The sequence below is a fragment of the Eximiradius proteiniborus genome (genome assembly GCF_058546985.1).
This window is the reverse complement of sequence record NZ_CM178592.1, coordinates 1,362,647-1,374,925: the sequence shown is the minus strand read 5'-3', so window position 1 is coordinate 1,374,925 and position 12,279 is coordinate 1,362,647. Positions and strand designations below refer to the sequence as shown.

At 35.1% G+C, this 12,279-nt stretch carries 8 protein-coding genes and 1 tRNA gene; 7 read left to right on the top strand and 2 right to left on the bottom strand.

Annotated elements, in window-relative coordinates:
* Positions 1-28 precede the first annotated feature (28 nt).
* Both rplU and smc read right to left on the bottom strand, forming a co-directional pair.
* Positions 29-337: a 50S ribosomal protein L21 gene (gene rplU / locus ACY2LT_RS05670; protein ID WP_491814419.1), complete on the bottom strand. Its 309-nt coding sequence runs from the start codon at positions 335-337 to the stop codon at positions 29-31.
* Between the two features lie 80 nt (positions 338-417).
* Entirely contained in the window at positions 418-3,945 is a 3,528-nt protein-coding gene (gene smc, locus ACY2LT_RS05665; protein WP_491814417.1) for a chromosome segregation protein SMC, read from the bottom strand.
* Between the two features lie 427 nt (positions 3,946-4,372).
* On the opposite strand from smc, the gene ACY2LT_RS05660 reads away from it, so the two are divergent.
* The 7 genes from ACY2LT_RS05660 to ACY2LT_RS05630 all read left to right on the top strand — a co-directional run bounded on the left by ACY2LT_RS05660 (position 4,373) and on the right by ACY2LT_RS05630 (position 12,277).
* A complete protein-coding gene (locus tag ACY2LT_RS05660; RefSeq protein ID WP_491814416.1) occupies positions 4,373-5,146 on the top strand; it encodes a DUF6733 family protein in 774 nt (257 codons plus the stop codon).
* A gap of 12 nt (positions 5,147-5,158) precedes the next feature.
* The gene (locus ACY2LT_RS05655) at positions 5,159-6,850 is read left to right on the top strand and encodes a HAMP domain-containing protein (RefSeq protein ID WP_491814414.1); all 1,692 of its coding nucleotides are present in this window, start codon (positions 5,159-5,161) and stop codon (positions 6,848-6,850) included.
* Between the two features lie 95 nt (positions 6,851-6,945).
* Positions 6,946-8,289, top strand: a complete 1,344-nt coding sequence (locus tag ACY2LT_RS05650; RefSeq protein ID WP_491814412.1) for a cache domain-containing protein — start codon at positions 6,946-6,948, stop codon at positions 8,287-8,289.
* Positions 8,290-8,296: 7 nt separating this feature from the next.
* Positions 8,297-9,559 (top strand): MCP four helix bundle domain-containing protein, encoded by a 1,263-nt coding sequence (locus ACY2LT_RS05645; RefSeq protein ID WP_491814411.1) that lies wholly within the window; start codon positions 8,297-8,299, stop codon positions 9,557-9,559.
* Positions 9,560-9,850: 291 nt separating this feature from the next.
* Positions 9,851-10,705 (top strand): bifunctional methionine sulfoxide reductase B/A protein, encoded by an 855-nt coding sequence (locus tag ACY2LT_RS05640; RefSeq protein WP_491814410.1) that lies wholly within the window; start codon positions 9,851-9,853, stop codon positions 10,703-10,705.
* A gap of 44 nt (positions 10,706-10,749) precedes the next feature.
* Positions 10,750-10,825: transfer RNA gene (locus ACY2LT_RS05635), tRNA-His, on the top strand.
* Positions 10,826-10,936: 111 nt separating this feature from the next.
* Positions 10,937-12,277, top strand: coding sequence for a M16 family metallopeptidase (locus ACY2LT_RS05630; protein WP_491814409.1), 1,341 nt, complete (start codon positions 10,937-10,939; stop codon positions 12,275-12,277).
* Positions 12,278-12,279: the final 2 nt, after the last annotated feature.

The following is a 12,279-nucleotide window of genomic DNA, read 5'->3' as shown; positions in this document are numbered from 1 at the left end:
GTAACCTCTATTATTATTAATTCTTTTCTTAATTGATGCTATTTACTTCAATTTTAGTAAACATTGGACGAAATCCATTCAGCTTACGATGTCCCTTGCGACGTTTTTTGTGGAATACCAATACTTTTTTTCCTTTGGCGTGTTCCATGATTGTAGCTTTCACCTTGCCTTCTAAATATGGAGAACCAACTTCGATATTACCATCTTTGTTTTTAAGCAATATCTTATCGAACTCAACTGTTTCTCCAACTTCGCCTTGCAAATGAGGCACCACAAGCTGAGCTTTTTCGCTAACTTCGTATTGTTGACCGGCTATTTCTACTAACGCTACCAACATTTTATCCTCAATAAACTTATAATTTTTACAAAATATGAATTTGCAATTTACAGACTTTTTATTTTTTTTCCAAATTTTATTTATTGCAAGTTTTCCACTTTTTCCAAAGATACAGATACTGTCTTCGATACTCCGACTTCCTGCATTGTAATTCCATATAAAGTATTTGCTGCCGACATCGTTTTTTTATTGTGCGTTACGATAATAAACTGCGTATTATTGCTAAACTCTTTGATTAAAGTTAAGAACTTATCTACATTCGAATCATCAAGTGGTGCATCCACCTCGTCTAATATACAAAACGGAGATGGCTTCACTAAATAAATGGCAAACAGCAATGCTATCGCTGTTAATGTTTTTTCACCTTGTGATAGTTGCTCTATTGTTATCGGGCGTTTATTCGGTGGTTTTGCAATAATTTCAATGTCTGTTTCTAATAATTTTCCCTCGTCAATTTTCAGTTCAGCTTCTCCTTCCTCACCAAATAGAGTTTTGAATAATCTTTTGAAGTTCTCGTGTATTTGGTGAAATGTTTCCGAAAAATTCTTTTCCGCGGCTTGATTTATCTCAGCAATTGTTTCTTTCAGTGTTTTTTCAGAATTAAGCAGGTCATTTATTTGATTTTCATAGAAATTCAATCTTTCTGATTCCTTTTCGTATTCTTCCAAAGCTAAGAAATTTACATTTCCCAGCGATGCGAGTTTGTTTTTTAGCTCAATTACCTTTTCTTTTGCAATATTTATATCGAAATCTTCAGGTATCGAAGGCAAATCATCATCGCAGTTAATTCCAAAATCTTCCGATAGTCTCTCTTTTATTGAATTGAGTTGCACATTAATTTCGCTTATCTTTATGTCTGTCTGATGTATTTGCTCTTTCAATTTATCATATTGATTTCTTAACGAATTTATTGCTTCGGAGTATTGATTAATTTGCTCATTGATTGAATTCTTTTCTGTTACCAATTTATGATTTCTATCAACTAATTGTTCATATTCTTCCCGCAATTTAATAAGTTCATTAGCTATTTTTTCAGTTTTTTCCTTTAGTTCAACTGCAATTCTATCACCATTCAATAATTCATCTTCTTTATCTTTTATTTTGTTTTCGTAGGATTTAATACTATTAGCTAATCTTTTAATATCATTTTCGCAGGAATTTCTTTCAGAGTTTAATTTCGTCAGTTCAATTTCGGTAGAACGAATTTCATTATCACAATTCTTTACCTTTATTTCCACTTTTGCCAAATTTGATTGTATTGCGTTATATTCTTCTTTCTCTTTGGCAAGAGCTTCCGTTGCCTCTTCAATTTGACTTTGAATCGTATCTACTTCAGATTGAATTTCATCAAGCTCCTGCTCTATTTGCAAATTGCTCTGACTGACAATTTCTAAACTTTGCTCAAACGCCTGTTTTTGCAGTTTCGTCTGTGAAATTTTTTGCTCGAAATTCTTCAATCGTGTTTCTGCTTGTCTTACATTTGAGGTGAGAGATGGTAAGTCAATAAGCGAAAGTTCTTCACTCAGATTTCTCAGCTCTTCATTTAATACCTCAATTTCCTGAGATATTTTATCAATTTCTTCCTGTGTTTTCTCAATTTTTTCTTTTCTACCAATCTTACTTTGTTTATTCTTTTGCTCCGAACCTCCGAAAATATAACCCGACTTATGAACAAACAAGCCGGTTTTCGAAGCACAACAGTCGCACCTCTTTTCTCTTACAAGTTTTAGAGCAGTTTCATCTGTTTCAGCAATCAGGCAATTCCCAAGAATATTTTGCAGGAATTCTACAATCTTCGGCTCAGCACGAATTATTTGATAAAGAGATTTGCCCTCATCTGCATCACTAATTTTATGCTGACTGTCTGTAATTATATCTTTTGCAATAAATGACGCTTGACCTTTTTTCGATTCTTTCAGCAAATTAATTGCCTTCGTTGCCTCATCAACATTTTCAACTACAAAGTAATCTCCGATGTAGTTCAAAATTGAAACTAATGCCGTAATATTCTCTTCGTCTGTTGCAACAAGCTCGGCAAGTTGATTTTTGTCGTTCGACTTGCTCCAACCCGATGAATTGATAAGGAACTGCGATGTTTGATTTGTATCAACAATTGATTTTAAATATTCAAGTGTATTTCTTCTGGCAGAAAGAGCATTCTTACGATCATTCAACTTATGTTTTACGCTATCGATGCTGTTTTGCAAAACTGTTTGTCTTTCTTTTTCTTGTGCCAGCAGATTCTCAGCTTCGGACAATTCACCGGAAAGTTTATTGTGCATTTCATCAGCGTTCAAAAGTTCTGTTTCTATTGCTTCTATTTGTTTCTTAAGTCTCGATGATTCTTCAAAATTTCCCTGAACCTTGCGTTCAAGCATTTTCTTTCTATCTGAAATCCGGTTTTGATGATTTTTTAAACTGTTAATTGTGTTCTGCAGAGATAACACTTTTTCGTTTGAATAATCGCTTTCTTCCTTTAATTGCCGCAACTCTTGCAGAATGTTCTCTCTGTTTTCCTTGCTTGTCAGTAATTTTTCCTCAAGTTCTTCAATTATTTTATTTTTTTCGTTGATTAGAGCTTCGTTTCCCTGAATTTCCAGTTTCAATGATTGAATGCTTTGCTTTGCATTCTCTATTTCGGCTATTATCTTTTCTTTAGAAGTGCTTAAATTTTTCAGCTTTTCGTCAGAAACTGCAAGCTCTTTTTCAGATGATGCAATCCTATCCTGGAGGCTTGCCTCGTTTGCTATAATTAAATTATATTGTTCTTCAGTTATTGCATACCGTTCTTTTAATTTTCGGAGAAATTCTTCTGTTTCTCCAAGTTCGAACTCCATCTTAATTTTCTGCTTGTTTAGCTCAATCAGTTCATTTTTATATGCTTCAGCTTTATTGTTGAAAAGTGAATAATTGAAAACCAATATCGAGCTATCAAGACCTTTGTATTCAGACATTAAATTGTTGTATCGTTTGGTCTTTTGAGCCTGACGTGCCAGAGAAGCTACATTTTTCCTTACCTCTTCCAGAATATCCTGAATACGTGTAATGTCCTCTACAACCGTTTCTAATTTTTTTGCGGCTTCTTTTCTTCTTTGTTTGTATTTCTTTATTCCGGCAGCCTCTTCGAACAAAGCTCGTCTTTCATCGGGTCGCCCGCTCAATATAGCTTCCACCATTTTCAGTTCAATCACCGAATACGAGTCCGCTCCAAGCCCGGTATCCATAAACAGTTCAACTATGTCTTTTAGTCTGCACTTGCTTTTATTAATTAAATACTCACTTTCTCCATTTCTAAATAATCGCCTTGTAACTGTAACTTCGCTATATTCACTTGGCAATATTCCTTTTGTATTTTCAAGTGTTAATGAAACTTCTGCCATACTAAGCGGCTTGCGGTTTTTTGTTCCATTGAAAATCACGTTTTCCATAACATCAGAGCGAAGCACTGAGGTTTTTTGTTCGCCTAACACCCAACGTATAGCATCAACAATATTTGATTTTCCGCAGCCGTTCGGTCCCACAATTGCAGAAATTCCACCATTAAATTTGAGTTGTGTCTTCTGAGCAAACGATTTAAATCCAACTATTTCTAATTTACTTAAATACATATTTGATATTAATTCACATTCTAATAAATCAAACTTCAAAATTACATTTTTTTATCGAGAAATTAAATATCCGTCTTAAATAATTATCCACACTCATATGTGTAGTTCCACTTAAATAATTACTAAATATTAATTTTATTTTCTGTTGTCGTTTTTCTATTTTCCCATTACTGTTTAACAAAATATAATAGCAGATGCAACAAAGTTGCGAATGAAGTATTAAACAAATTGAAGCCAACACAAGTGAGATGTTCATCATTTGGTTGTTGGAAGAATGAAATATTTAAAAGGCTGGCGGGATTATCGGACATACGATCGTGTCTGTGCTGATAATAGATAGAAAAAAATGTTCTGTTTAGTAGTAAAATAAAACTTTAAATCAATTGTTTTATATTTTAAGTTCAAGTTCAATTTTTTGAGGTGCCCTATGAAAAAAATTATCTTCTCCATTTTTGCTTTCTCATTAACTATTTTATCTTTTGCTAATATATTTGCAGAAGAGAACAGTCAAAGAGAAAGTACTTTCAGCGTAACATTGTCTCAGGATCCCACTTTGGGCTTTTATCCGTCTGTTGCCGGGAGCATTCCAATTGGTGAAAAAACTGATTTCACTTTTTACGGAATTTATTGGACACAAGATGTGTTGGCAGGCAAGCAAGGAGGTTTTAATCTGCTTACAGAATTTGGTTTCGGTCTGAATTTTCTTATGCTTGATGGTGCTGCTTATTTAAATCCGAACATAGGTTTCGGACACGGCAATTATCAATCTGGTGGAGGTCGGGCTGTTGTTGGTGATAATATTGTTGCAAGTATTTATGCCGGCTATAGCTTAGATAATTTCAATATCACACCCGGAATTATGTATTACAAAAATTTAAGAAATGAAGGTAAAAATACCCCATTATATCATTTATTTGAGTATTTCTTGAAATTCAATTATTCTTTCAGCAAATATGTTACTGCTGGTATATTCTTCGATCACTATTTGTGGGGCGAAGATTATTCCAATATTTATCCAAACAAAGATAAAATTAAATTCAACACATTTTATTTTGTTTTTGGTCCCGAGGTAAGTCTGAAGTTTAAAGACAATGCTTCAGTTACATTTTCATTAGGTCCGAATTTAGTTGATCATTTGAACAAAGCAGATAATAAAAAAGTTAGAGATTATTACAAACTTTCCACAACAGTTGGTTTTTAATCGGAGGCTACAATGTTTGCCAAAATAAAAAAATCAATAAAATCAAAATTATTGATTTTAACTGCTTTAATTTTAATCGTTATTTCGGCAGCGATAATTGTATATTCAACAGTAAATACCAAAAAAATTGCTAAAGAAAACGCTCGCAAGCTTGCAAAAATTGAAGCAGATAAATTTATTAAAACTTTCAAATCAAAAATCGAAGATGCTTTGCTCACTGTTCGCACTTTGAGCGGTGTTTACTCACAGGTTAATGCTCAGGAAAATCCGCTTAAAATTTCCCGGCAGGTGAGCAACAATATTCTTCGGGAGCAAATTGAAAGGAACAAGGATTTATATGGTATATATGTTTCTTGGTTGCCAGATAATTCTTTTGATGGAATGGACAATTTCTATGCTGGCAAAAAGAACGAAACCTTTACCGGTAGATATCTTGCATATCACATAAGAAAGAATGGGAAAGTTGTGCTTGCCGAGCAAAATCTTCCAGCCGATGAATGGGAATCTGAACAAAAATCAGAATATTTTGGTGAACCACGTCGTAAAATGAATGAATGCATTACAAACCCATACTGGTTCATCGTAGAAGGTAAAAATATTTTTATGGTTACAGTCGCTTCACCAATTATTGATAACAATAAATTTTACGGGATAATTAGTGCAGATTTCGAATTAGATTTTATCCAAAATTTCGCTGACAAAGTAGATATTTTTGATAAAACAGGAGTTATTTCAATAATTTCCAACAATGGTTCTCTGATTGGTGGAACCGGATTAAGACAATATTTAGGTAAGAGTGTTGATTCCATACCCGAATTTAGCGATCTGCCTTCATTGCTTGAATTAGTGCAGAAAGGAGCAGAAATAGATACCGTGATAGATGATCGCGTCGAGATTCTATTCCCGGTGCATTTTGGCAAGACTGATACTCCTTGGGCAGCGTTGGTGCAGGTGCCATTAGAAGTGCCTATGCAAGCTGCAAACAATATGTTGCTGCTGCAGATATTAATATCAGCAATATTAGCGATAATAGGTATTATCCTCACTTATTGGTTTGTAAACAGAACCACGAAACCGATAATAGAGTTAGTAGGAATAGCCCGAAATATCAAAGAAGGTCGGATAGATGATGAAATAATAATATCAGGCGAAGACGAGATAGGTGAGCTTAGCCGTGCCTTCAAAGAGATGTCAAATAAAATACGTGGAATAATAGACGAGATAAACGATTTAGGAGTGAATTTATATAATGGTAAGTTGGATTATAGAGCCAGCCTGGAAGGTTATGGTGGAGCATTTGGGGAGTTGGTGAGAAATATAAATGAAGCGATAAACAATATAATTAGACCTTTGAATGTAGCGGCTGAATATATCGATCGTATCTCTAAGGGCGACATTCCACCAAAGATAGTGGAAGAATATCGTGGCGACTTCAACGAGATAAAGAACAACATTAATCAATGTATCGATGCGATAAATTTATTGCTCAAGGATACGTATGAATTGGTCGATAATACTTCGGAAGGTAAAATAACGTATCGGGCAGACGGTAGCCGTCACCAAGGAGATTTCCGTCGTCTGATAGAAGGGATAAACGCTTCGCTGGATAGACTTGTCGGACTAATCGACAATATGCCCGTTCCTGTGCAGATAGTAGATAGAAACAACAATGTCCTATATAGGAATAGAACATCATTAGAGTGAAAAAATGATTATTTATTTTTAATTCTATGATTTTTAAAAATAATTAACCGATAATTTCGATTTTTAAGTAATTCCTTTAACCAGAGGGTTTATCTATGAAAAAAATCATGTATAAAATTGTTCTTCTATCTGTTTCTGCAACATTATTCACGGGGCTTTTAGTTGGAATTTCGCTTTACTATTTCATTGATAATATTTTTACAACTCAAATCAAGAAAAATACTGATTTATTATATGAAAATTTCGATAGAGTAATTGTCTATGAGGTTAATACAGTTATCAGTCTGTTGGAAAAAATAAAATCAATGGAAGACAAAGGTGAACTAACTAAAGAACAAGCTCAGGATTTTGCAAAAAAAATAATCCGCGATTTAAGATATGAAAAAGAAGGGTATTTCTGGATTGATGATTATGATGGGAATAATGTTGTTTTGCTTGGTAAAGCTGTCGAGGGAACAAACAGATTAAATCTTCAAGATGTTAAAGGAAAGTACTTAATAAAAGAATTAATTGAAAAAGCTCGTGCAGGCGGTGGTTTCACTGATTATTGGTTCCCACGCCCCGGCGACACCGCCGCCGCTCCAAAAAGAGGCTATTCAAAAGCTTTTGAACCATATCGTTGGGTTGTCGGAACAGGTAATTATATCGATGATATTGAAAAAATAAATAAACAGAACGTTGAAAAAGCTAACGAAGAAAAAGCTGAGATTTCATTTTATATCGTTGCGATTCTTCTGATTACTATTGCTATTGTCATCGTATTATCAATTTTGTTGAGCAAAAAAATATCCAATCCAATTGTTGAAATTACTAATGCCGCTAAAGAACTTTCTAAAGGCAGAATGGTTGATAATTTACAAGTTAAAACCAAAGATGAAGTTCTTGACTTAGCTAATGCTTTCAATTTGATGAAGTCAAAAATTTCAAAAGTTATAGAAGAAACGCGTGCTCTGGCAAAAGCCGCAAGCGATGGACGTTTGGATTATCGTGCAAAAGCTCAGGAATTCGAAGGCAGCTATAAGGAAATTGTTGAAGGTATAAACCAGGCAATAGATAATCTTATCAGACCGCTCAATGTTACTGCTGAGTATATTGATCGTATCTCGAAGGGCGACATTCCACCGAAGATAGAAGAAGAATATCGTGGCGACTTCAACGAGATCAAAAACAACATTAACCAGTGTATCGATGCCATAAATTTATTGCTCAAGGATACCTATGAATTGGTCGATAATGCAACAGAAGGACGAATAACCTATCGGGCAAATGGTATCCGCCATTTGGGAGATTTCCGTCGCCTGATAGAAGGAATAAACGCAACGCTGGATAGACTTGTCGGCTTAATCGACAATATGCCCGTGCCTGTGCAGATAGTTGATAGAAATAATAATGTGCTGTACAGGAATAATACCAATGAATCATTAATTAAAAATCTATAGGTGATCTATGAAAATTGGGACCAAGCTCACTATTAGTTATGCAACTTTAGGATTATTCTTATTAGTAATGATAATACTTGGTATTTATGTATCCAACCAATTAAATTTAAAAATTCAGGCACTAACCTATGAGCATTTTAGAAAAACTACCTGGTCAAATGAAGTAATAGATAATTTAAAATCTGCCGCAATATATCTTCGAAATGCTATCATTACGAAAAATTTAGATTTAAGAAAACTAGAATTAGAAAAGCTTAAAGGCACTCGGGCAACTGTTTCTTCGAGACTTGATTCATTAACTTTATATGTTACAGATAGCAAAGGAAAATCTTTGTTAAATGATTTAGTGGCGATTAGAAAAAAGTATTCTGATGGTCGCAATCAAATTTTAAAATATCTCGAAGAAAATAACTTAGAGCCTATCGAGAATGTTCTTTTTGGTGATTTCGGCTATAATACAAACCTTTATATTGAAAAAATCAGTGAGATTATTCGATACGAAACTGAAGAATTTAATAAAACTGCAAAACAATCTGAAGAATTGTATGAAGCACAGCTTCGGACAATGATTATCTTAGGTGTTCTCGCTATTTTAGTTACTATATTTATTAGTATTTATTTAACTAAATCAATTACTACGCCTATTCGGAAAGCTGTAGACGCTGCAAACAAAATTGCAAATGGTTTTATGGATGTGGATTTAGAGGTGAAAACTAAAGATGAAACAAGCGATTTGCTGAATTCAATGAAAATTATGCGTAATAATATTAAAAGTTTAGTTGAAGAAATTCATAAAATAGAGATAGCAGCAATCAATGGTCATCTCGATTCACGAGGCAGAGAAGACGAATATAACGGAGAATACAAAAATATTATTAAAGGATTAAACGAAACTCTGGATGCTATTATTAAACCATTGAACGTAACCGCTGAATATATCGATCGTATCTCTAAGGGTGATATCCCACCAAAGATAGTGGAAGAATATCGTGGCGACTTCAACGAGATCAAAAACAACATTAACCAGTGTATTGATGCGATCAATTTATTGATAAGAGATACCTATGAATTGGTTGATAATACTTCCGAAGGCAAAATAACCTATCGGGCAAATGGCACCCGTCATCTGGGGGACTTCCGTCGCCTGATAGAAGGAATCAACACTTCGTTGGATAGACTTGTTGGCTTGATCGACAATATGCCTCTTCCAGTGCAGATTGTTGATAGAAATAATAATGTCCTGTATAAAAATAAAATTGATCTTGACTGATCAAAACATACAATTGATTTGCAGAAATTAGACAATTGTTAATGATAAGTGATGAAGTCTTTGGATTGTTTCTATTGATATTGACTTAGCTTACAATTAATGTTACTAATCAATAAATTATCAATCGAACATCAGCGATTTTTCGATGAATTGCGGATGCGAGCTTTATAACTTATCATAGATTAGGTTATTTGAATTTACGTTAAAAAACTAAGTATTAATTAAATTATGTTTGAATTATTTCTTATATTTTTCGAAATTTTACTTTTAAATTCTATTTCGGAGAATCAAATGATAAACAACACTTCTTTAACACCTGAAGAGCAAAGAATTATTTTTAATAAAGGGACGGAATATCCATTCACCGGAAAATATAACGATTTCTTTGAGAAAGGCACATACCTTTGCAAACAATGTGGAGTTGCATTGTTTCGTTCTGATGATAAATTCGCTTCGCATTGTGGTTGGCCCTCCTTCGATGATGAAATTCCAAATGCAATACAACGTCAAACTGATGCCGATGGTGTACGCACTGAAATCCTTTGTTCCAATTGCGGGGCTCACCTTGGACACGTTTTCTTAGGAGAGCAACTTACACCAAAAAATGTTCGTCATTGTGTCAATTCTCTATCGCTCGACTTTGTCCCTTTCGAAAATGTGTCGAAAACACAAAAAGCTATTTTTGCAGCTGGCTGCTTCTGGGGAGTTGAATATTATTTTAAAACTGCCCCCGGAGTTCTCAGAACCCGCGTTGGATATACCGGCGGCACCACTGTTAATCCGACTTATCAGGAAGTTTGCACCAATACAACCGGACACGCCGAAGCAATCGAAGTAATTTTCGACCCCGAAAAAACAAATTTCGAAGAATTATGCAAACTATTCTTTGAAATACACGACCCTACTCAGCTTAACCGGCAGGGTCCAGATGTCGGCGAGCAATATCGTTCTGCCGTCTTCTATTTGAACCAGGAACAAAAGCAGACTACTGAGAAATTAATAAATATTCTCAAAGAAAAAGGGCTAAATGTTGTTACTCAGGTTGTTCCGGCTGCGCCATTCTACGAAGCCGAAGAAAAACACCAAGACTATTACAATAAAACCGGTAGCAAACCATACTGTCATTTCCGGATTAAGAAATTTTAGTTGTAAAATTCAAAAAATCACATTAATTTTGTAATTCTAAGATGGCGGTCTTAGCTCAGTCGGTAGAGCACCAGATTGTGGCTCTGGGTGTCACGGGTTCAAATCCCGTAGATCGCCCCAATAACAAAAGAAATCGTTTCACAGGCGATTTCTTTTTTTTGTTTTTTCGCAACTTTTAGACTGAATTTACGTATTTTGTATATCTTTATGTTAATTTTTTTCGGAAGTTTTATGAGAAATGAAATTTTAAGGAAAATTCTTCCGCTTTTTACTCTTTTATTAGTTGTTGGAGGGCAGAACGCTATGTGTGATATGAGACCAATCCAGTTCACAAAGGACACTCTCGAAAATGGTTTGCAGGTTATTTATCATATCGACCGTTCCGCTCCGGTTGTAGCAACAATAGTTCATTACCGGGTTGGCTCCCGCGACGAGGACCCTAATAAAACCGGCTACGCTCACCTTTTCGAACATCTTATGTTCGAAGCTACTACCAATATTCCTCGTGCCTCAATAGACAAATACGTTCAGGAAGCCGGTGGCGACCTCAACGCCCATACTTCTTTCGACGAAACTGTTTATTATCTTCGTCTGCCCTCAAACGAAATTAAACTTGCCCTTTGGATTGAATCCGAACGTATGCGTGGGTTGCTTCTTGAACCCGTCGGAGTAGAAACTCAACGCGGTGTTGTAATCGAAGAACTTAAAATGCGTCGCAACAATCAGCCCTATGGCACTCTTCTTGATGAAATTTGCAATGCTCTTTTCCCCGGAAGTTCTTACCAATGGACTACTCTGGGTTCAGAGGAACACCTTCGCCGTGCTTCAATCGAAGATTTTCGTAATTTTTATAATAACTTCTATCAGCCCAACAATGCAACTTTAGTAATTGCCGGCGATATTGATATTGATGAAGCTCGCAAGTATGTTCGTGAATATTTTGGCTCGCTTCCGAAAGCACCTCAACCGAAGAGGTTTGATTTTCGTATTGAACCAATGAAGGGTGAGGTTCGCAAAAAAATTGATGATGAAAAAGCACAACTTCCCGCTATTTTTATTGGATTTCGCGCACCAGCTATTGGTGATGCAGACTACTATCCGATGACAATTTTGCTCGATATTCTCTCTGCTGGCGAAAGCTCACGCCTCTATCAAACAATTGTCGATAAAGAAAGGCTTGCCGCTCAAGCCGGAGCTTTTCCATTTTCTCTCGAAAAATCCGGAATGGCTGCCTTCTACGCTATTGCTGCTCCTAATAAGAAAATCGAGGATATTGAAAAACTTATTTTTAAAGAAATCAACAAGATTATTGAGAAAGGAATTACCGACGATGAACTCACAAAAGCAAAAAATATTAAAGAATCTGAGTTCATCTTTAGCAAAAAAGATGTTATGGAAAAAGCTCAAACTCTTGCCCGCTACAATAGCTATTACAACGACCCATCTCTTATTAATGATGAATTGAAAAAGTTCCTCTCAGTTGCAAAAGAAGATGTTCAGCGTGTTGCAAAACTATATTTAGGCACTCAAAATCGGGTTGTTCTTCAATATATACCTAAAAAATCGAGCTAATA

Bases quoted from the DNA above. Each gene is read 5' to 3' on its own strand.
- rplU (WP_491814419.1), bottom strand. From the start codon at position 337: ATGTTGGTAGCGTTAGTAGAAATAGCCGGTCAACAATACGAAGTTAGC.
- smc (WP_491814417.1), bottom strand. From the start codon at position 3,945: ATGTATTTAAGTAAATTAGAAATAGTTGGATTTAAATCGTTTGCTCAG.
- ACY2LT_RS05660 (WP_491814416.1), top strand. From the start codon at position 4,373: ATGAAAAAAATTATCTTCTCCATTTTTGCTTTCTCATTAACTATTTTA.
- ACY2LT_RS05655 (WP_491814414.1), top strand. From the start codon at position 5,159: ATGTTTGCCAAAATAAAAAAATCAATAAAATCAAAATTATTGATTTTA.
- ACY2LT_RS05650 (WP_491814412.1), top strand. From the start codon at position 6,946: ATGAAAAAAATCATGTATAAAATTGTTCTTCTATCTGTTTCTGCAACA.
- ACY2LT_RS05645 (WP_491814411.1), top strand. From the start codon at position 8,297: ATGAAAATTGGGACCAAGCTCACTATTAGTTATGCAACTTTAGGATTA.
- ACY2LT_RS05640 (WP_491814410.1), top strand. From the start codon at position 9,851: ATGATAAACAACACTTCTTTAACACCTGAAGAGCAAAGAATTATTTTT.
- ACY2LT_RS05630 (WP_491814409.1), top strand. From the start codon at position 10,937: ATGAGAAATGAAATTTTAAGGAAAATTCTTCCGCTTTTTACTCTTTTA.